We start from the raw sequence: 20,010 nt of genomic DNA, 5'->3' as shown, positions 1-20,010 counted from the left end.
AGTTGTGTCGTCATGATAAACGCGCCCCGAGTTTGTATACAGGTTCAAAGCTTCTACATAGAAGCGCAATCAGAGCCTGATGAAGAACGTTTCGTATTTGCCTATACCATTACGATCCGTAATTTGGGACGTCATGAAGTCAAACTCCTGGGTCGGCATTGGTTAATCACTAATTCCAATGGCCGCCAGACAGAAGTACAAGGCGAAGGCGTGATTGGTTTACAGCCCGTCATTCAGCCCGGCGGCGAGTTCCAGTATACTAGCGGCGCCGTGTTGGAAACCCCACTGGGCACAATGGAAGGCCATTATCAAATGATTGATCACCAAGGTGATAATTTTCAGGTTCCAATTCAGGTGTTCCGTTTGGCAATACCTTCACTGATACATTAATTATGGCTACTTATCTTGTTGGCGACGTTCACGGTTGTTACGTTGAACTCAAGGCGCTATTAGCGCAAGTTTCGTTTGATCCTACACAGGACACCTTGTGGCTGACTGGCGATCTGGTCGCCCGTGGGCCTGATTCGCTGGACGTATTACGGTATGTCCGTTCTCTCGGTTCCGCAGCACGGATGGTGCTTGGTAACCACGATCTTCACCTGCTGGCGGTTTATGCCGGGATTAGCCGTAATAAACCCAAGGATCGTCTCACCGCCTTGTTATCTGCGCCTGACGTCGATGAACTGATTAACTGGCTACGCCGTCAGCCAGTATTACAGATTGACGAAGAACGTAAGCTGATCATGACGCATGCTGGCATCACACCACAGTGGGATTTGGCAACCACCCTGATGTGTGCACGGGAAGTGGAGTCTATCCTGAGCAGTGACAGCTATCCGCTATTCCTTGATGCGATGTACGGTGATATGCCCAACCACTGGAGCCCCGAATTGAGCGGACTTTCGCGGTTGCGATTCAGTATCAACGTTTTCACCCGGATGCGTTACTGCTTTTCTGGCGGGCAGTTGGATATGCTATACAAAGAACCTCCCACTCAAGCGCCTTCCTTGCTGAAACCCTGGTTTGATATGCCAGGACCGGTTTCCAGTGAATATGCTATCGCATTCGGCCACTGGGCTTCGCTGAAAGGGAAATGGACGCCAGACGGTATTTATGCGTTGGATACTGGCTGTTGTTGGGGAGAAACCTTAACTCTGCTACGCTGGGAAGATCAGCGCTATTTTACCCAACTGTCGACTATAACTCCGGGAACCAGCGACGAAGCACTCGAAGCATCCTGAAGGCACAGAGAGGTGACGTCCTATCACCTCTCTGATAAACACGCTTTCACCAAACGAAGAACAAGCCTGTCAGCCTGATGATATGCACGTTATTATTTACGCCCCAATCACACCGCCATCTTCGCGGGTAATCATTATTACCGATGAACGGGGACGCGGGCTGTTATTGGGAAAGTGTGAATCCTTTTTTTCTCCAGGATGCTGAATGTTGACAAACAGGGTTTTATAATCTGGGGTAAAAGCAATACCAGTTAACTCACAGGATTTCGGTCCGACCATAAAACGGCGGATTTCGCCACTGTGTGGATCCCCTACCAGCATCTGGTTGTTACCCTGGCCTGCAAAGTCATCTTTATTACTGTAGTTACCATCGGTCAGAATCCACAGACGACCATCCTGGTCAAATCCCAAGCCATCAGGGCTGTTAAAGGTATTATCCGCAGTAATATTCGGCGAACCACGATTGATACCTTCTGGGTGAGCAATCGGATTACCACACAGCGCATACATATCCCAATCAAACACCTGGGCGGTGGCATCGTCTTTTTCATCCCAGCGGATTATCTGACCGTAGATATTATGCGGACGCGGGTTGGCGGCATTTACCGGCATCCCTTCATCACCACGCCGACTGTTATTAGTCAGCGTGCAATAGGCTCTTCCGTCATGCGGGTTGACCGCAATCCATTCCGGGCGGTCCATCCGGGTAGCCCCGACATGCGAGGCCGCTTTACGGGCAAAAATAACGACCTCGGCCTGACTGTGAAAACCATTTTCCGCTGTCAATCCGTTGTCACCAAACGTCAGCGCAATCCAGCGGCCGGTCCCTTTCAACGGCGTACCTGCCGCATCTCGATCAAACTGCGCGACATACAGTGTGCCATTATCCAGTAGGGTACGATTATTAGCAGGATTAGCGCTATCGACTTTGTCAGTAGAAACATATTTGTAAATGAACTCACCACGTTCATCATCTCCCATGTACACCACTAAGTGACCATTTTTGGCCACCGTCACCGCTGCATTTTCATGTTTGAAGCGCCCAAGCGCAGTCCGTTTGATGGGTGTCGAATTCGGATCCATCGGATCAATCTCAACAACCCAGCCATAACGATTGAACTCATTGGGATTTTTTGCCACATCGAAGCGATCGTCAAAATCTGACCAGTTACGTTCCGGATCCTTGACCTTCAATGAATAGCGTTTCTGCTCTGGCGTGGTCTTATAATCCGCCTGGTGAGTACCAAAATAAGTATCAAAGTTCTCTTCACAAGTCAGGTAAGTGCCCCATGGCGTTTTACCATTGGCGCAATTACCAAATGTTCCCAACACCGTCATTCCTGTCGGATCGGCATCCGTCTTCAACAGGTCATGTCCCGCTGCCGGGCCGCTAAAGTGTATTTCTGTATTTGCGGTAATACGGCGATTATAGCGCGACGGCCGCTCGACCACCCAACGCGGTGAATCTCCGATGCGTTTTACCGCCACAATGGAAACACCATGCGCCGCCTGGGATTTTCGTACATCCTCCAGGCTGACGGCTTTGGTACCACCATGGGCAAACAGATATTGCTCATTCACATATTCGTTGTTAATCGCCATCACGGCATGATGATCATCAATAGGGAAAAAGCTCATGCCATCGTTGTTGTCACCAAACTGCTTTTCCTGATCGGCAGCGGTGTTGTTACCTGCTGGATCAAAGTTTGCTGCACCGCTAACCAGCGGTTCCCCCCAAGAGATCAAGACATCTGCACGATAGCCAGGCGTAATAGCAATACTGTCTTCACTGGAAGCCACAATACCTTTAAAACCAAGCAGCTTGCTCCCTTCTGCTGGTGTATCGGCAAAGGCGAGCCGGGGTATTGACCAGACACCTCCGCCCAAAAATCCGGCCAGTCCTACCGTACCAGCGCTCCCTAACAGTAACTTGCGGCGGGAAGGATCGACCAAGCGATCAGTATTCAGGACATTAATCTTGCTTGTCATCTCTCTAGCGTCCTCTTCTTTTTCAGGCAATGGCGCAATGCTCATCATCAAATATGGGTGTGGTACAGAATGGTATTAACAATAAGGGCTAATTGTGACCAAAATGTTACATTTAGAAAGATTTAGACAACAAAAGAAAAACCCGCTTCAGTGAGCGGGTCAGACCGTTGACAAACCTATGTATCGCGTCAGAACGGTGATAGTAAGGAAGAGGAGTAAAGCATCCGCGCCAGGGATGGCGCGGCTTGAGCTTACAGGGAGGTACTTGCAGCGCCTTTACGATCGTCTCATTATCGCCGCTATATAGACTTTGCCATCAAACTCACCCACTTCAGTGAGCGGGTTTAGCAAGAAAATGTCTGCAATACTTAGCGACGTTCGAGAATTTCAAAACAGTAACTGTGAGAATTATGCTCATCAGCATCATGGAATTCACTGAAAGTGGAGATCCACTCATCAGGCTCATAATCAGGGAAATGAGTGTCTCCTTCCACCTCTGCATCGATATGCGTCAGGTACAGTCGATCCGCTTGAGGCAGCATCTGACGATAAATATTGCCACCGCCGATCACCATCACTTCGTCTACATTACCTGCCGCAGCCAACGCGGCATCAATGGATGTCACCCAAGTCACACGGGCATCATCCACCGGATGGTTACTGACCACGATATTGCATCTTCCCGGTAGCGGCTGACCAATAGAACGGAAAGTATTGCGCCCCATAATGATGGGCTTATTCAATGTATTGCGCTTAAACCACGCCAGATCGGCAGGTAGATGCCACGGCATGGCGTTTTCCATACCGATAACACGGTCCACTGCCAACGCGGCAATCAAACTAATTACCATGGTAAAACCAACCCTATAGGCTACAAAATTGAAGCCACTATACGGAAAGCCTGTTCATGCGTCGAGATGGTTGCTGGACCCAGAGAGAATATAAGAGTGCTCTGAACGAATCACACTCCTGGGCGCTTGCGATACAGCCAGAGACCCGGCAGTGATAACCCGATAGACAGCGCACCGACAATAAAGCTGGCCTTCAGAAAATTGGTCATCAGTGTTTGCATCAGCACTTCGCTGTAGCCCAGATGGGACAGTTCGACTACCGAAATCATCGCGGTATAGGCCGGAATTCCCGGGAACATGGGAATGACCGCAGCGACGGTGAACACTTTTGGATGCGCCAGTAACCAGCGCGACCAGCGAATCCCGATGATACCGATCATGATTGACGCCAAAAACGAAGCCCACTCAATCGGCGCCCCAAAATGGATCATCAGGAAACGGGCGCCGTGTCCTAGTGCTCCGAGTAATGCACAGTAGCGCAACGCTTTTATCGGTACATTAAATACCATGGCAAAACCCAGCGCCGGAACCGCTGCCAGAATCATATCCTGCAATAACGCCCACAACAGATTCAGGACCATCCGTGAAACCCCCACACCGACATTGCCATCACCACACCAATACAGGTTGCCAGCGTCAGTAAACTGGCCATCGCCCAGCGTGCCAGACCAGTATTTATATGCCCTTTAAACATATCCGCCACGGCGTTAATCAGCGGAAAACCCGGAACCAGCAACAATACGCTGGCAGCCATCGCCACCGCTGATGAGTGCTGTAATCCAGGCAACCGCATCAATAACCCCGAGGCCGACGTTGCCACAAACGCGGTAACACAGAAGTTAATCAGCGGGTTCAGATGTCGGCTGGTCAATATCTGGCGAACATACATAGCAAGACCACTGGCAATCAAGGTCACCAGAACCGCATCCCAGCCACCACCATTTAAACGACTGAAACAGCCGCAGGAGAGCCCCACGATGGTTACCATCAGCCAACGTGGGTAACGCAGCGGTTTAATGTTATTGAAACGCTTATGCACACTCCCCACATCCAGCAGTTTATGTTCCGCCATGATAACCACATGCTGCACTTCGGTAACCACATGCATATTGATACCACGATCCACGTTTTTACGTGTGGAGGTCAAACAATGTCCGTCCATAATGGTTGTGAGCACAATAGCATTCGCTGAGATCGAGCTTTCTACACTATCCACACCCAGCGCAACGCCTAACCGTGAGGATAATTGCTCCACGAGCATACTTTCCGCACCATGCTGTAACAACAACAGTGCACATTGAATACACAACCGGGTAACTTCCCGCTGTCGTGTGGTTTCACTTACCATGTCATTTTCCCGACCCTGATTCACTGAAACAGCCACGTTATAACCATAAATAAAACAAGGCTTCTTGTTACCATATTGCGGGCAAATAGCCAATAATGATGATGCGAATAAATACCCTCGGAGGTATTATTCTTGCAATTTACCCGCTTTCTCTCGCATTACAGGATACATCATGCTTGAAATGTCGCTGTTTGTTGCAACCATTGCCACGCTGGGAATGCTGTCTCCCGGCCCGGATTTCTTTCTGGTCATTAAAAATGCGGCACGTTATCCCCGATTGGCAGCGATAGTCACCGCACTCGGCGTTATTTGCGGCGTAGCGACCCACATGGCCTATTGTGTCGCCGGGCTGGCGGTCGTTATCACCACAACCCCCTGGCTATTTGATTTGCTGAAATACGCCGGTGCCATTTACCTGATTTGGATTGGCATTCAGGCGCTGATTTCCCATGGTGGCAGCAAAATGGATCTCACCCAGTTAACACCACAACGCGTCAGCCTGAAAAAAGCCTTTTTGCAGGGATATCTCTGCAACCTGTTGAATCCGAAAGCCACTCTGTTTTTTCTTTCTGTCTTTACCCAAGTACTCAGCCTAAACTCTAGCATGGGTGAAAAACTGTGGTATGCCGCTATTATCTGGATACTGGCGGTTATCTGGTGGCCTCTGCTGGTCATCTTGATTCAGAGTGAACCGGTTCGCTACGGCCTGGCTAAAGCACAGAAAGTGGTTGATAAAGTGCTAGGAGGGATTCTGATTACCTTGGGTATCAAAGTCGCTCTAAGCTAACAGAAAAAACCAGTCAGGCTTCCTTGACTGGTTTTTTGGGTGACTACCTTGTCGTCAACTACCGAGTTTCATTACTTAAATCGGTTGCATGCTGAGAAAGCAGAGACCTATTGCTTACACTCAACACGTTGATTATCTGAATCCCGGCTGATGCCGGGATAAATCAGCGACAGACAATGAACTGACATTAACCTTTAATCTTGGCATGCATTTCCTGTACGGAAATAACCTGCTCCGTCGGATCAGCATTGAGTGACATCGCCGTAGCAAAGCCACCGTTCATGGTCGTATCGTAGTGTACTTTGTATTGCAAAGCGCTACGGCGAATCAGCTTGGAATCCTCGATAGCCTGACGGCCAGCGGTCGTATTCACAATGTAAGTATATTCACCGTTTTTGATGCGATCCTGAATATGTGGACGACCTTCGTGCACCTTGTTTACCAGACGCGGATTGATACCCGCTTCACCCAGCACAATCGCCGTACCGTGAGTCGCATCCAGCTCAAAGCCGTTCTTGAGTAGCTTGGCAGCCAAATCTACCACGCGTTCCTTATCACCTTCGCGCACAGATAACAGTGCCCGCCCGGTTTTCTTCATCGGCGAATTACTGCCCAGCATGGCTTTGGCAAAGGCTTCGGCGAAAGTACGACCGACACCCATCACTTCACCGGTAGAGCGCATTTCCGGCCCCAGAATCGGGTCAACACCCGGGAATTTATTGAACGGCAGCACCACTTCTTTCACTGAGTAGTACGGTGGAATCACCTCTTTGGTTATTCCCTGATCCACCAGTGTTTGGCCGACCATCACCCGGGCCGCGATTTTTGCCAGCGGAACGCCAGTTGCTTTCGAGACAAACGGGACAGTACGTGCGGCGCGCGGGTTTACTTCAATCAGATACACTTCGTTGTTCTTCACGGCGAACTGGGCATTCATCAGCCCACGCACCGACAGTTCAAACGCCAGTTTTTCCACCTGCTGACGCATCACATCCTGAATTTCCTTGCTTAGCGTATAGGCAGGCAATGAACATGCCGAGTCACCAGAATGCACACCAGCCTGTTCAATGTGCTCCATGATGCCGCCGATCAATACGCGCTCACCGTCGCAGATAGCATCCACATCCACTTCTATTGCATCATCCAGGAAATGATCCAGCAGTACCGGTGCATCATTGGATACGTTGACTGCATTCTGGAAATAACGACGCAAGTCGATTTCGTCGTAAACAATTTCCATTGCACGACCACCCAGCACATAAGAAGGGCGAACTACCAACGGATAACCAATACCGGTCGCTTTTTCCACCGCCTGTTCAATGGTTGCTACCGTGGCATTAGCCGGCTGCTTAAGACCAAGACGGTTCACAGCCTGCTGGAAACGCTCACGGTCTTCCGCACGGTCGATGGCGTCCGGGCTGGTACCGATAATCGGTACACCTGCGGCTTCCAGCGCTCTCGCCAACTTCAGCGGGGTCTGCCCACCGTACTGCACAATAACGCCTTTCGGTTTCTCGATGCGCACGATTTCCAGCACATCTTCCAGCGTTACCGGTTCAAAATACAGACGATCAGAGGTGTCATAGTCAGTAGAAACCGTTTCCGGGTTACAGTTGACCATGATGGTTTCATAACCATCTTCACGCAGTGCCAGTGAAGCATGCACGCAACAGTAGTCAAATTCGATGCCCTGGCCGATACGGTTCGGGCCACCACCCAGTACCATGATTTTTTCGCGGTCCTGGTTGGGATTGGCTTCACACTCATCATCATAAGTGGAGTACAGATAAGCCGTATCGGTCGCAAATTCGGCCGCACAGGTATCCACTCGTTTATAAACCGGGTGCAGATTGTACTTATTACGTAACTTGCGAATTTCACCCTCTGCCACACCCGCCAGTTTGGCCAGACGTATGTCGGCGAAGCCTTTGCGTTTCAGCAGACGCAGGAATTCCGGCGTCAGCCCATTAGCGCCCTGCTCCGCGACCTGTTCTTCCAGACGTACCAGTTCTTCAATCTGCACCAGGAACCAACGGTCAATATTGGTCAGGTTGAAGACACCATCCACGGACATCCCTGCGCGGAATGCATCCGCCAGATACCAGATACGCTCCGCACCGGCATCTTTCAGCTCACGGCGGATTTTAGTGAGTGCTTCAGGATCGTCCAGATCCACTTTCGGGTCAAAACCCGATACGCCGACTTCCAGCCCGCGCAATGCTTTCTGTAGTGATTCCTGCTGCGTACGCCCAATCGCCATGACTTCACCGACCGATTTCATCTGTGTGGTGAGGCGGTCATTAGCGCCAGCAAATTTTTCGAAATTAAACCGTGGGATTTTAGTCACCACGTAGTCAATTGAGGGTTCAAATGACGCCGGTGTACGACCACCGGTAATGTCATTCATCAATTCATCCAGCGTGTAACCTACCGCCAGTTTGGCGGCGATTTTGGCAATCGGGAAGCCAGTCGCTTTTGACGCCAGCGCCGAAGAACGGGAAACGCGTGGATTCATCTCGATGATGATCAGACGACCCGTTTTTGGATTCACCGCGAATTGCACGTTAGAACCGCCGGTTTCCACGCCGATTTCACGCAGTACCGCCATCGAGGCGTTACGCATGATCTGGTACTCTTTATCCGTCAGTGTTTGCGCGGGTGCAACCGTGATGGAGTCACCGGTATGAATACCCATGGGATCCAGGTTTTCAATCGAACAGACAATGATACAGTTGTCGTTTTTATCCCGCACCACTTCCATTTCATACTCTTTCCAACCGATGAGAGATTCATCGATCAACAACTCACTGGTTGGTGATAAATCCAGGCCACGGGTACAGATTTCCTCAAACTCTTCACGGTTGTAGGCAATACCGCCACCGCTTCCCCCCATAGTGAAAGAGGGGCGAATAATACAGGGGAAACCCACATCTGCCGCCACAGCCAATGCTTCATCCATATTGTGAGCGATACCGGAACGGGCAGTTTCCAGGCCAATCGATTTCATGGCGATATCGAAACGGCGACGATCTTCCGCCTTGTCGATGGCATCGGCGGTAGCACCAATCATGGTGACACTAAATTCTTCCAGCACACCACGACGTTCCAGTTCCAGCGCGCAGTTCAGTGCCGTCTGTCCTCCCATGGTTGGTAATACGGCATCCGGGCGCTCTTTTTCAATGATTTTACGCACCACTTCCCAGTGAATCGGCTCAATGTATGTCGCATCAGCCATTTCCGGGTCGGTCATGATAGTGGCGGGATTGGAGTTGACCAGAATAACGCGATACCCTTCTTCGCGCAGCGCCTTGCACGCTTGTGCGCCAGAGTAGTCAAATTCACACGCCTGACCGATAACAATCGGGCCGGCGCCAAGAATCAGGATGCTTTTAATATCTGTACGTTTTGGCATTTTCTCGCTCCTGATTATTTAGCTGAAGAACGGTAAGTCTGAATCAATTCGATAAAGTGGTCGAACAACGGCGCAGCATCATGTGGGCCGGGACTGGCTTCTGGATGCCCCTGAAAACTGAACGCTGGTTTATCGGTACGGTGAATCCCTTGCAGAGAGCCATCGAACAAGGATTTGTGCGTTGTGCGCAAGGTGGCAGGCAAAGACGTTTCATCAACGGCAAAACCGTGGTTTTGTGCCGTGATCATAACACGATCGGCATCAAGGTCTTTCACCGGATGGTTGCCACCGTGGTGCCCGAATTTCATCTTGATCGTCTTGGCACCACTTGCCAGTGCCAGCAACTGATGGCCCAGGCAGATACCAAACACCGGGATATCAGTTTCCAGGAGGGTTTTAATCGCCCTGATAGCATAGTCACAGGGTTCCGGATCCCCAGGACCGTTAGACAGGAAAACCCCATCAGGATTCAGTTTCAGCACATCCTCAGCGGAGGTTTGTGCAGGAACCACGGTCAGACGGCAGCCACGGTCTACCAGGATACGCAGAATATTGCGCTTCACACCGTAGTCATACGCCACCACATGATAGGGCAGATCGCTATTGTCTTTTGCCGCAGGCAATTCGCCTTCCAATGTCCAACTGCCCTGCGACCAGGAATAATGTTCCCGAGTAGTGACTTCTTTTGCCAGATCCATCCCTTTCAGGCCAGGAAACGCCTTGGCCTTTTCCAGTGCCAGCGCCGCATCCGGCGCATCACCCGCAATAATACAACCGTTCTGAGCACCTTTTTCACGCAGCAATCTCGTCAGTTTACGGGTATCAATATCCGCAATAGCGACAATGTTATGACGTTTAAGATACTCAGAAAGGTTTTCTTCACTGCGGTAGTTACTGGCAATTAGCGGTAAATCCCGAATCACTAACCCCTGGGCATGAATAGAAGAAGACTCTTCATCGCTGGCATTAGTACCAACATTACCAATATGTGGATAAGTGAGAGTAACAATCTGGCGGGAATAGGAGGGATCAGTAAGGATTTCTTGATAACCGGTCATCGACGTATTGAAGACCACTTCCCCCACTGCCGTTCCTTCTGCCCCTATGGCCCGACCGTGGAATTGGGTTCCGTCTTCCAGAACCAATAGCGCTGACTTAATCAAAACACCCTCCAAGGAATAAAAAATCATGTTACTTGCATATTAATTCAGATTTAACGACCTAAATCAATGCAAAAACCACCTGTAAGGCAAATTTTCGGCAAATTGGGCGCATTTTAATGATGGTGTGATAGCTTGTCCACTCAAACCGACTTTTTCTGTATTATTTTTACAGCTTCGGTCAAGAATATGCTTTCACATCGATAAAAATACAGATCAAGTAACATAAGTAAACGGTTGCCAGAGAGGATGAGTCAAAATCTGAATAATAAACTACCACACTCGACCAGAAAGAGAAAATTAAGGGAAAAAACCAGCCCAAAAGCCCACTAAAGTCGAATAAACAATATCATTTAAATTCATTTATAAAGAAATGAATAAAAAAACACATAATATGACGAATATTAAATATTCGTCATATAAATCAAAATAATATAAGTTAATGTAGAATGATAAATATCACAAATCATCCAAACCAAGCACATCTTTCATATCAAAAAGACCATAATTATGAGCATTTAACCATAATGCCGCCCTAACAGCGCCATTTGCGAATGTCATGCGACTGGAAGCCTTGTGGGTTATCTCTATACGCTCACCAACATCAGCAAACATTGCCGTGTGTTCTCCCACAATGTCCCCGGCACGCACGGTGGCGAAACCAATGCTTTTTGGGTCGCGTTCACCGGTATACCCTTCACGTGTATAAACCGCACAATCCTTTAGAGAACGTCCCAATGCACCAGCGATTGCCTCACCCATTGCCAGTGCAGTACCAGACGGAGCATCTACTTTATGGCGGTGATGCGCCTCGATGATTTCAATATCGGTGTAATCACCCATCACTTTCGCCGTCTTCTCCAGTAGCTTGAGCATGACATTAACGCCGACACTGAAATTAGCGGCAAAAACGATACCAATATCCGCCGCTGCTTGCCGGATAGCGTCTTTGCCCTGTTCATCAAAACCCGTAGTACCAATAATCATGGATTTGGCATGCTGGCGGCAAAACGCCAAATGAGTAAGCGTGCCTTCAGGACGAGTAAAATCGATCAGAACATCGAAATCATCCTTTATGGCATCGAGACTGCCGGAAACCGCAACATTCAGTTTTCCCAATCCCGCCAGTTCTCCGGCATCCACGCCAATCAGAGACGATCCCGGGCGCTCCAATGCGGCACCTAACACAACACCTGTCATTTGCTCAACAGCCTGAATCAGTTGGCGACCCATACGGCCGCCAGCGCCAGCAACCGCAATACGAATTGATGTATCCTTCATATTTTCTCTCTCTTCAATAAAATTCAGCATGACATAACATCAGGGTAACCGAGCCCCACGAACTATCACCAGCAGATTTATCGCCAATAAGGAAATTATGTCAGAAAGGCAATGGAATCAGAAAAAACGATAAGGGAAACAGAAAGAGTTTAGCTGCCGAGTCCAGAGTCCGGTTTTATCAAACCTGATGGAAATAACACCAGCCCATACCCGATAACGCATAATCATTCATTTTCCAGATAACATCAGCAGACGGGTTTCCCGACGAAAACTACGATAAAAAAGTGTCGCAGTCCGCACTCCCGCCGGGGCTAAGCTGACGACAGCTTCCTAAAAGATTAGATATAGGCACATTGCAGAAAGTACGGGAATTATTTGAAAGGCGCGATCAGGAACACACAACCGGGACGCTGGCAAACATTTTGGGAAGTAGTCAGACTACGGCACGACGTTATCTGGAATATGGCGTCAAAGGAAGCTTACTGGAAGCGAAAATCATATACGGTAGAGTAGGACGACCAGAACATATATACCGGGCAAAGCGGCACATATAAATAGGTCACCAAGAGCAGGCAGACTCTGCCTGCTCATGTAATCAGTCGACTCGCTTCACCGATATACGCAGTTCTTTAGGCACTTCAAAAACAATGTTTTCTTCACAGCCTTGCATTTCAACCGCACCCTGCCCACCCAGTGATTGTAAGCGTTTCACAACCTGCTGAACCAGAATATCCGGTGCCGAAGCGCCCGCGGTCACCCCGACACAAGCCACACCCTTGAACCATTTTTCCTTGATATCGTCAGCAAAATCAATCAGGTAAGAAGGCTTACCCACTCGCTGCGCCAACTCCGCCAGACGATTGGAATTGGAAGAGTTTTTCGACCCCACCACCAGCACCACATCAGCTTGCGCAGCCAGACTCCTGACCGCTTCCTGACGATTGGTCGTCGCATAGCATATGTCATCTTTACGTGGGCCGATAATCAACGGGAAGCGTTCACGCAATGCATCAATCACCGCAGACGTATCATCTACCGATAACGTGGTTTGCGTCATAAAGCACAGGTTGGCTTCATCCTTCACCTGCAATTTCCAGACATCATCCGGCCCTTCAACCAGATACATTCCACCATCAGGGTTATTATATTGCCCCATGGTGCCTTCCACTTCAGGGTGACCTGCGTGACCGATCAGAATGGCTTCCGTCCCTTTCCGACTGGAACGAGCCACCTCCATATGCACTTTGGTCACCAGTGGACAGGTGGCATCAAAAACGGTGAGATCACGGTTTTTCGCTTCGGTGCGTACTGATTGAGAAACGCCATGTGCAGAAAAGATCAAAATCGCCCCATCAGGCACGTCCTCAATCTGCTCAATAAAAATTGCACCACGTTCCCGCAATCCATCCACCACATAGCGGTTATGCACAACTTCATGACGAACATAAATCGGTGCGCCATACACTTCCAGTGCCCGCTCAACAATGCTGATAGCACGATCGACGCCCGCACAGAAACCACGCGGGTTAGCTAACAATATTTTCATGACCCACCTCCTGCTGTGCGGGCGGATCAACAGCCAGAACTTCCACATCAAAAGTAACAGTATGCCCGGCCAGCGGGTGGTTGAAATCCACAGTAATGGATTCCTCTGCCACCTCACGGATAATACCCGGCATATCATCGCCACCTACGCCGCTGAACAACATGATCGTACCGACTTCAGGTACACCGGTCTGCGCAAAATCACGACGTAGGAAGAACTGAACCAAATCAGGATTTGAAGGACCGAAAGCAGACTCCGGTGACAAGCTGAACTGACTCGTATCCCCTGCCTGTAAACCCAGCAGTTGCTGCTCCAATTCAGTCGACAGACTGTCGTCTCCCAGCCGGAACAGCGCTGGTTTACCGCTTGCACGGGTATCCTCAGCCACTGAACCCTCTTCCAGTGTCAGAGTGAAATGGACCAGCACTGCACTGTTAGCTTGCACTTGTTGTACCATGCGCTATTTATCCTTTGCACCCTTCTTCTCTGGCGAAATAAAAAAGCCTTCCAGCACAATCAGCAAAGCACCGATACAAATAGACGTATCTGCCAGATTGAAGATCGGGTAATGCCAATTATTGACATGAAAATCAATAAAATCGATAACATAACCGTGCACCAGACGATCAGAGAGATTGCCGATTGCACCGCCAATGATCAGTGCATAGGCAATATTATTCAGCTTATGACGCCCGTCTGAACGGTACATAAAGACCAGTAACGTTACCGTGATTGCCAATGCGATTACGGCAAAAAGCCAACGTTGCCAGCCACCTTTATCGGCCAGAAAGCTGAACGCCGCCCCCAGATTATGGGCATAAGTCAGGTTGAAAAACGGCACCAGTGATAGCGACTCACCCAGTTGGAAATGGGTCATTACCCACTGCTTGCTGCCGAGGTCGACCACAAGAACCACCAGCGTCAGCCATAGCCAACGCAGGCCGCTTGCTCCAATTGATTTACTCATCAGACAAATTTACGCTCTTCGCCATTGCCGCCAATATTGGTCGCGCAGCGACCACAAATTTCAGGATATTCGGCATGGGTACCGATATCCGACTCATAATGCCAACAACGCGGGCACTTATCCCCTTCAGCTTTACTGAGGACAATTTTCAGGCCCGATAATTCACTCTGTTGTGCCTGTGCAGGTGCATCTTCGTAAAGTGCCACCACCGCTTTGGATGTCAGCAGGGCAAAATGCAGTTCTCGCTGCAAACGGTTCAGTTTGTCAGCTAATTCAGCATCGGCATACAACGTGACAGACGCTTCCAGCGAACCACCAATACGTTTATCGTTACGCGCTTGCTCAATCACTTTGTTCACTTCCGAACGCACTTTCAATATTTCATCCCAGAAAGCGTCATTCATGGTTTCGGCACTGTCCAATCCAAACAGGCCGTCATACCACTCTTCGGTAAAGACATACTGCGCACGTTTGCCTGGCAGATACCCCCAGATTTCATCGGCCGTAAAGGACATGATCGGAGCCATCCAACGTACCAACGCTTCAGCAATATGATACAGCGCAGTCTGACAACTGCGGCGTGCCACACTGTCACTTTGCGCGGTGTACTGACGATCCTTGATGATATCAAGATAGAAAGAACCCATCTCAATCGAGCAGAACTGCATCAGACGTTGTACTACCCGATGGAAATCGTAACTTTCATACGCTTCGACAATTTCCTTTTGTGCAGCTTGCGCACATCCCACGGCCCAACGGTCCAGAACCACCATATCCTGCGGCTGCACCATGTGCTGTACGGGGTCGAAACCATTTAGATTGGCCAGCAGGAAGCGGGCCGTGTTGCGGATACGGCGATAGGCATCAGCTGAACGTTTCAGAATTTCATCAGAAACGGCGATCTCACCCGAGTAATCAGTAGACCCGATCCACAGTCGAAGAATATCCGCACCCAGTTTGTCCATCACCGCCTGTGGGCTCACCGTATTGCCGATGGATTTCGACATCTTGCGTCCCTGACCATCCACGGTGAAACCATGAGTCAATACCTGCCGATAAGGCGCTTTGCCTTTAATCGCCGTGGAAATCATCAGTGAAGACATAAACCAGCCGCGGTGCTGGTCAGAACCTTCCAGATACATATCGGCAGCGTGACCGGCAAACTCAGGGCGCACATCCACTACCGAAGCATGTGTGGAACCGGAGTCAAACCACACGTCAAGCGTGTCAGGGACTTTCACATAATCAGCGGCTTCCGAGCCCAGCAGCTCGGCCGCGTCAAGATCCCACCAGGCTTGAATACCGTCCTGCTCAACACGTTTGGCAACCGCCTCAATCAGCTCGCTGGTACGCGGATGCAATACTTCTGTGTCCTTGTGGACAAACAGTGACATTGGTACGCCCCAGGTACGCTGACGGGAAATACACCAGTCAGGACGGTTGGCGACCATCGCTTCAATCCGCGCCTGTCCCCAATCCGGGATCCACTGCACCCCTTTGATTTCAGCCAGAGATTGTTGACGCAGTCCTTTCTGATCCATGCTGACAAACCACTGCGGCGTGGCGCGGAAAATGATGGGGGTTTTATGACGCCAGCAGCATGGATAGCTGTGTAGTAGTTTTTCTACATGCAGCAATGCGCCTTTATCACGCAGGATCTCAACAATCAGATCGTTCGCTTTAAAGACAAACTTGCCATCCAGTTCGGGGTAAGTTCCACTCAGGTAACAGCCGTTAGGCCCAACCGGGTTGGCGATTTCCAGATTGTATTTCTGGCTGATCACATAGTCGTCCGGACCGTGGCCACCCGCAGTGTGTACCGCACCGGTACCCGCCTCCAGCGTCACATGGTCACCAAGAATAACCGGGACATCAAAGCCCATGAATGGATGCTGGAAGCGTAACAGTTCAAGATCGCTACCAGTACAATCCCCCAAAACGACCCAGTGAGTAATACCCACACGGGCCATCACATTCTCAACCAGATCAGCCGCCAGAATTAATGCCTTGCCTTCAACCTGGACCAGTTGGTAACTGAACTCCGCATTCAGCGCAATCGCACGGTTAGCGGGCAGCGTCCAGGGCGTTGTCGTCCAGATCACCAATGACAGCGGACCATCTACTTGACTAACACCAAATTTTGCCGCCACGGCCGCTGCATCAATAGCCTGGAAAGCCACATCAATAGAAGGTGACGTTTTGTCGTAATATTCCACTTCCGCTTCAGCCAGTGCAGAACCACAATCGGCACACCAGTGCACCGGTTTCGCGCCTTTATGCAAATGACCGTTATCAATGATTTTGCCGAGTGCACGGATAATATTGGCTTCAGTTTTAAAATCCATGGTCAGGTACGGATGATCCCAATCACCCAGAACCCCAAGACGGATGAAATCCTTCTTCTGCCCGGCAACTTGTTCTGCTGCATATTTCCGGCATTCCTGACGGAACTGCGCTGCACTGACTTTTTCTCCCGGTTTACCCACCAGCTGTTCAACTTTCAGCTCAATCGGCAATCCATGGCAGTCCCAGCCCGGAACATAAGGCGAGTCATAACCGGAGAGTCCTTTGGACTTAACAATAATGTCTTTCAGAATCTTGTTAACTGAGTGACCAATATGAATATTGCCATTCGCATACGGAGGGCCGTCGTGAAGAATAAAGGTTTTCTTACCCTTTTTGGCGCTGCGAATAATCCCGTACAAATCCTGTTCATACCAACGTTTCAGCATGTCAGGTTCGCGCTTGGCCAGATCGCCACGCATCGGGAACCCTGTTTCCGGCAAATTCAGGGTAGTCTTATAGTCACTCATTAGATTCTCGATTTCGTTTTCGGCTAGAAAAATTAAACCGGTGTCTTTAGCCCGAAGAATTCACGGGCCGCCACCACGTCATTAGCGATTTGCTGCTTAAGAATATCAATCGAAGCAAAACGCTGTTCATTACGCAATTTCTTACGCATTACTACATCTATATGTCGACCATACAGATCCAGCGTAACATCCAGCAGATGTACCTCCAACTGCTGATGCTTGTCTCCCGTTACCGTGGGACGCGTGCCAATATTGGCAACCCCGGGTAGCGGCGTTTCTCCCAGGCCATAAACGCTCACCGCATAGACACCGCTTATTGGCGATACCTGTCGTTTTAACGGTAAATTAGCGGTAGGAAAACCAATAGTTCTTCCCAGCTCATTGCCATGTACTACGCGCCCGGAAATACGGTAAGGATGCCCCAGTAGATCTTCTGCCAGGGCCAGATCGTCCTGGCTAAGTGCTTCACGCACGGCAGTACTACTGACTCTTCTGCCACCCTGGCAAAAAGTGGCAGTGCTGATAACGTCAAAACCCAGTTCAAGACCAGCTTTCTGTAATAACAGGAAATCGCCTTCGCGACCAGCCCCGAAACGGAAGTCATCCCCTACGACCAGAAATTTCACACCCAGTTTTTCAACCAACAGGCGGGAGATGAAAGTTTGGGCATGATTGGCAGCGAAATGGGAATCAAACTTCACACATAACAGATAATCAATGCCGGCCTGAGCCAGATAATTGACCTTGTCCCGCAGGCGTGTTAGACGGGCCGGGGCTTTTTCTCCCGCAAACAGCTCCAGCGGTTGAGGTTCAAAGATCATCACCATCACCGGTAAACCACGGGCCCGCCCTTCCTGTTTAAGGTGTTCGAGCAGGATCTGGTGCCCGCGGTGGACACCATCAAAATTGCCAATAGTAAGCACACAGCCATAATGGCGTGCCTGGAGATTGTGTATACCGCGGATTAGCTGCATAACTGGCTCAAAAATGTGGAAATCGGCGGATTATACCTTGTACAGAGAGTAAGGTTAACCCGCGATTCGCGCCTTTTGTTATCTGCGCACTTTATTTCATGTGATGATAACCTGAGCATGTTCCACATTGGGCTACAATGACACCTGAAATACACCATCGGCAATAAAGGCTTTTAGTAAAGATCAGCGTGTTAACGTGAATTCCATCTGTCATAGCGAATTTATCATGTGAAAGACTGTATTCCCTGCCGTGAAGCTGTTAAAATCCTGCGCCATCACAACGTAACAAGCGCTGACGTACAAACGGCGCTTATTTGCACAAATCCATTGACAAAAGAAGGCTAAAAGGGCATATTCCCCGGCCTTTGAATTGTCCTCGATAGAATATATTTGGGAGTTGGACCTTGGCTAATATCAAATCAGCTAAGAAACGCGCCGTACAGTCTGAAAAGCGCCGCAAGCATAACGCAAGCCGTCGCTCCATGATGCGTACTTTCATCAAGAAAGTATATGCGGCGATCGCTACTGGCGATAAAGAAGCAGCACAGAAAGCGTTTAATGATATGCAACCGATTGTGGATCGTCAGGCAAGCAAAGGCCTGATTCACAAAAATAAAGCCGCACGTCATAAATCTAATCTGGTCGCTCAAATCGGCGCGATGCAATAATTACACTTTCGTGATTCTTGCTAAGAAAACCGGCTCAGGCCGGTTTTTTTGTGGGCACATTTTTTGGTAGGTATAAGTTCAGCCCTGAAATAATGCGGAAAAATCTTTGTTACAGACACGCTGCACTGCGGGATGCTGAATCATACGCTCCGCAAAAATGACATAGTATTCATCCTGCACATTATCCATACGGCCTATTTCGACAATATCTGCCTGCAAGTAAATCTCATGGGCATACAGGGAAGGCGCAACAAAAATAGCGTCATGATGTACGCCAAATGCGGTCATCAGTGCCGCATCATCAAATTCCCCCAGAATTTCCGTTCGAATATTATTTTCATTAAACCAATTCAATAATTTACGACCCAGCATAGTTCGCCGTCCTGGGATCAACAACCGACGTTGTTCCAGACAGGCCGGAAATGGCAGTTCTGGTTTTGGCTGACGACAATAAAAGCTGACACCACACTCCCCCAGCTTGAGGGAAAACAACCCTTCCTGCTGACTGGAATCAATGGGACAATCCGACAGAATCATGTCCAGTTTATGCTGACTCAACTGTTCCAGTAACATTTCATGGGTGGATTCAAAACAACGCAGATGAATATGATCCTGTTCAGTCACCACCGTTTCCAACACCTGACTGACCAGTCGTTTCGACAATGCGTCAGCGACGCCGACATCAAACAGCAGATTTGATTCCTTGCGATAGTTAACGATATCCAACATTTCCTGACTCAGCGCAAACATCTTGTCGGCATAGCGGAACACCAATTGCCCTAGTTCGGTAGGCTCAAGACCGCGCCCTTTACGCTTGAACAACCGGCCCTGTAAACGCGCCTCCAATGTTTTAATCTGTCCGGTAATAGTCTGCGGTGTTAAAAACAGTGCCCCGGCCGCACCAGCCACCGAGCCCGCTTTACAAACATGCCAAAAATAATAGAGATGGTTAAAATTGATATGAGTCATGTTA

General features: G+C 49.5%; 18 protein-coding genes. 5 read left to right on the top strand and 13 right to left on the bottom strand.

The genetic code is table 11. The annotated features are described in order from the left end of the window. The first annotated feature begins 12 nt into the window (after positions 1–12). On the top strand, positions 13–390 hold the full coding sequence (gene apaG, locus CWC46_RS05945) for a Co2+/Mg2+ efflux protein ApaG (RefSeq protein ID WP_021017174.1): 378 nt from the start codon (positions 13–15) through the stop codon (positions 388–390). A 2-nt stretch (positions 391–392) separates the two neighbouring features. Beyond that, complete coding sequence (gene apaH, locus CWC46_RS05940) at positions 393–1,241, top strand: bis(5'-nucleosyl)-tetraphosphatase (symmetrical) ApaH (RefSeq protein WP_021017175.1); 849 nt, start codon at positions 393–395, stop codon at positions 1,239–1,241. Between the two features lie 96 nt (positions 1,242–1,337). On the opposite strand, the gene CWC46_RS05935 is transcribed toward apaH, so the two are convergent. From CWC46_RS05935 to CWC46_RS05920, 4 genes are all read right to left on the bottom strand, one after another. Then, complete coding sequence (locus CWC46_RS05935; protein WP_021017176.1) at positions 1,338–3,230, bottom strand: PhoX family protein; 1,893 nt, start codon at positions 3,228–3,230, stop codon at positions 1,338–1,340. Positions 3,231–3,598: 368 nt separating this feature from the next. Then, entirely contained in the window at positions 3,599–4,081 is a 483-nt protein-coding gene (folA, locus tag CWC46_RS05930) for a type 3 dihydrofolate reductase (protein ID WP_021017177.1), read from the bottom strand. Positions 4,082–4,191: 110 nt separating this feature from the next. Then, a complete protein-coding gene (locus CWC46_RS05925) occupies positions 4,192–4,662 on the bottom strand; it encodes a threonine/serine exporter (RefSeq protein WP_021017178.1) in 471 nt (156 codons plus the stop codon). After that, positions 4,653–5,429: a threonine/serine exporter family protein gene (locus CWC46_RS05920; protein WP_021017179.1), complete on the bottom strand. Its 777-nt coding sequence runs from the start codon at positions 5,427–5,429 to the stop codon at positions 4,653–4,655. Before CWC46_RS05920 ends, CWC46_RS05925 begins: the two co-directional genes overlap by 10 nt. Positions 5,430–5,601: 172 nt before the next feature. Between CWC46_RS05920 and CWC46_RS05915 the strand changes: the two genes are divergently transcribed. Next, positions 5,602–6,216, top strand: a complete 615-nt coding sequence (locus CWC46_RS05915) for a LysE family translocator (RefSeq protein WP_021017180.1) — start codon at positions 5,602–5,604, stop codon at positions 6,214–6,216. 187 nt (positions 6,217–6,403) lie between these two features. On the opposite strand, the gene carB is transcribed toward CWC46_RS05915, so the two are convergent. The 3 genes from carB to dapB all read right to left on the bottom strand — a co-directional run bounded on the left by carB (position 6,404) and on the right by dapB (position 12,069). Continuing rightward, on the bottom strand, positions 6,404–9,628 hold the full coding sequence (carB, locus tag CWC46_RS05910; protein ID WP_021017181.1) for a carbamoyl-phosphate synthase large subunit: 3,225 nt from the start codon (positions 9,626–9,628) through the stop codon (positions 6,404–6,406). Between the two features lie 14 nt (positions 9,629–9,642). Next, complete coding sequence (carA, locus tag CWC46_RS05905) at positions 9,643–10,791, bottom strand: glutamine-hydrolyzing carbamoyl-phosphate synthase small subunit (protein ID WP_021017182.1); 1,149 nt, start codon at positions 10,789–10,791, stop codon at positions 9,643–9,645. Between the two features lie 456 nt (positions 10,792–11,247). After that, on the bottom strand, positions 11,248–12,069 hold the full coding sequence (gene dapB, locus CWC46_RS05900; protein WP_021017183.1) for a 4-hydroxy-tetrahydrodipicolinate reductase: 822 nt from the start codon (positions 12,067–12,069) through the stop codon (positions 11,248–11,250). Positions 12,070–12,413: 344 nt separating this feature from the next. Here dapB and CWC46_RS23205 point away from each other — a divergent pair, with 344 nt between their 5' ends. Beyond that, the gene (locus CWC46_RS23205; RefSeq protein ID WP_416354394.1) at positions 12,414–12,623 is read left to right on the top strand and encodes a hypothetical protein; all 210 of its coding nucleotides are present in this window, start codon (positions 12,414–12,416) and stop codon (positions 12,621–12,623) included. A gap of 41 nt (positions 12,624–12,664) precedes the next feature. Here the strand turns inward: CWC46_RS23205 and ispH are convergent, their stop codons facing one another. Genes ispH through ribF form a run of 5 tightly spaced genes read right to left on the bottom strand, consistent with a single transcriptional unit; the run spans position 12,665 to position 18,369 of the window. Further along, positions 12,665–13,615, bottom strand: a complete 951-nt coding sequence (ispH, locus tag CWC46_RS05890) for a 4-hydroxy-3-methylbut-2-enyl diphosphate reductase (RefSeq protein WP_021017184.1) — start codon at positions 13,613–13,615, stop codon at positions 12,665–12,667. Beyond that, positions 13,596–14,072 (bottom strand): FKBP-type peptidyl-prolyl cis-trans isomerase, encoded by a 477-nt coding sequence (gene fkpB, locus CWC46_RS05885; RefSeq protein WP_021017185.1) that lies wholly within the window; start codon positions 14,070–14,072, stop codon positions 13,596–13,598. The genes ispH and fkpB overlap by 20 nt, the downstream gene beginning before the upstream one ends. A 3-nt stretch (positions 14,073–14,075) precedes the next feature. Next, on the bottom strand, positions 14,076–14,582 hold the full coding sequence (gene lspA, locus CWC46_RS05880) for a signal peptidase II (RefSeq protein ID WP_021017186.1): 507 nt from the start codon (positions 14,580–14,582) through the stop codon (positions 14,076–14,078). Beyond that, entirely contained in the window at positions 14,582–17,395 is a 2,814-nt protein-coding gene (gene ileS / locus CWC46_RS05875) for an isoleucine--tRNA ligase (protein ID WP_021017187.1), read from the bottom strand. The genes lspA and ileS overlap by 1 nt, the downstream gene beginning before the upstream one ends. A 32-nt stretch (positions 17,396–17,427) precedes the next feature. Then, complete coding sequence (gene ribF / locus CWC46_RS05870; RefSeq protein ID WP_021017188.1) at positions 17,428–18,369, bottom strand: bifunctional riboflavin kinase/FAD synthetase; 942 nt, start codon at positions 18,367–18,369, stop codon at positions 17,428–17,430. Between the two features lie 404 nt (positions 18,370–18,773). Between ribF and rpsT the strand changes: the two genes are divergently transcribed. Then, positions 18,774–19,037 (top strand): 30S ribosomal protein S20, encoded by a 264-nt coding sequence (gene rpsT, locus CWC46_RS05860; RefSeq protein ID WP_021017189.1) that lies wholly within the window; start codon positions 18,774–18,776, stop codon positions 19,035–19,037. A 78-nt stretch (positions 19,038–19,115) separates the two neighbouring features. Here rpsT and nhaR read toward each other — a convergent pair whose 3' ends face one another. Further along, a complete protein-coding gene (gene nhaR / locus CWC46_RS05855) occupies positions 19,116–20,006 on the bottom strand; it encodes a transcriptional activator NhaR (RefSeq protein ID WP_021017190.1) in 891 nt (296 codons plus the stop codon). Positions 20,007–20,010: the final 4 nt, after the last annotated feature.

Origin of the sequence: Prodigiosinella confusarubida (genome assembly GCF_002847015.1) — a bacterium.
Taxonomy (GTDB): Bacteria; Pseudomonadota; Gammaproteobacteria; order Enterobacterales; family Enterobacteriaceae; genus Prodigiosinella; species Prodigiosinella aquatilis.
Note: the sequence above shows the minus strand (reverse complement) of the source record. Positions and strands in the feature narration are given on the sequence as shown.

Excerpts from the sequence above, each read along its gene's own strand:
- CWC46_RS05935 (WP_021017176.1), bottom strand. The coding sequence starts at position 3,230 with ATGACAAGCAAGATTAATGTCCTGAATACTGATCGCTTGGTCGATCCT.
- carB (WP_021017181.1), bottom strand. The coding sequence starts at position 9,628 with ATGCCAAAACGTACAGATATTAAAAGCATCCTGATTCTTGGCGCCGGC.
- CWC46_RS05915 (WP_021017180.1), top strand. The coding sequence starts at position 5,602 with ATGCTTGAAATGTCGCTGTTTGTTGCAACCATTGCCACGCTGGGAATG.
- CWC46_RS05925 (WP_021017178.1), bottom strand. The coding sequence starts at position 4,662 with ATGGTCCTGAATCTGTTGTGGGCGTTATTGCAGGATATGATTCTGGCA.
- dapB (WP_021017183.1), bottom strand. The coding sequence starts at position 12,069 with ATGAAGGATACATCAATTCGTATTGCGGTTGCTGGCGCTGGCGGCCGT.
- fkpB (WP_021017185.1), bottom strand. The coding sequence starts at position 14,072 with ATGGTACAACAAGTGCAAGCTAACAGTGCAGTGCTGGTCCATTTCACT.
- folA (WP_021017177.1), bottom strand. The coding sequence starts at position 4,081 with ATGGTAATTAGTTTGATTGCCGCGTTGGCAGTGGACCGTGTTATCGGT.
- apaG (WP_021017174.1), top strand. The coding sequence starts at position 13 with ATGATAAACGCGCCCCGAGTTTGTATACAGGTTCAAAGCTTCTACATA.
- nhaR (WP_021017190.1), bottom strand. The coding sequence starts at position 20,006 with ATGACTCATATCAATTTTAACCATCTCTATTATTTTTGGCATGTTTGT.
- CWC46_RS05920 (WP_021017179.1), bottom strand. The coding sequence starts at position 5,429 with ATGGTAAGTGAAACCACACGACAGCGGGAAGTTACCCGGTTGTGTATT.
- lspA (WP_021017186.1), bottom strand. The coding sequence starts at position 14,582 with ATGAGTAAATCAATTGGAGCAAGCGGCCTGCGTTGGCTATGGCTGACG.
- ribF (WP_021017188.1), bottom strand. The coding sequence starts at position 18,369 with ATGCAGCTAATCCGCGGTATACACAATCTCCAGGCACGCCATTATGGC.
- ileS (WP_021017187.1), bottom strand. The coding sequence starts at position 17,395 with ATGAGTGACTATAAGACTACCCTGAATTTGCCGGAAACAGGGTTCCCG.
- apaH (WP_021017175.1), top strand. The coding sequence starts at position 393 with ATGGCTACTTATCTTGTTGGCGACGTTCACGGTTGTTACGTTGAACTC.
- ispH (WP_021017184.1), bottom strand. The coding sequence starts at position 13,615 with ATGAAAATATTGTTAGCTAACCCGCGTGGTTTCTGTGCGGGCGTCGAT.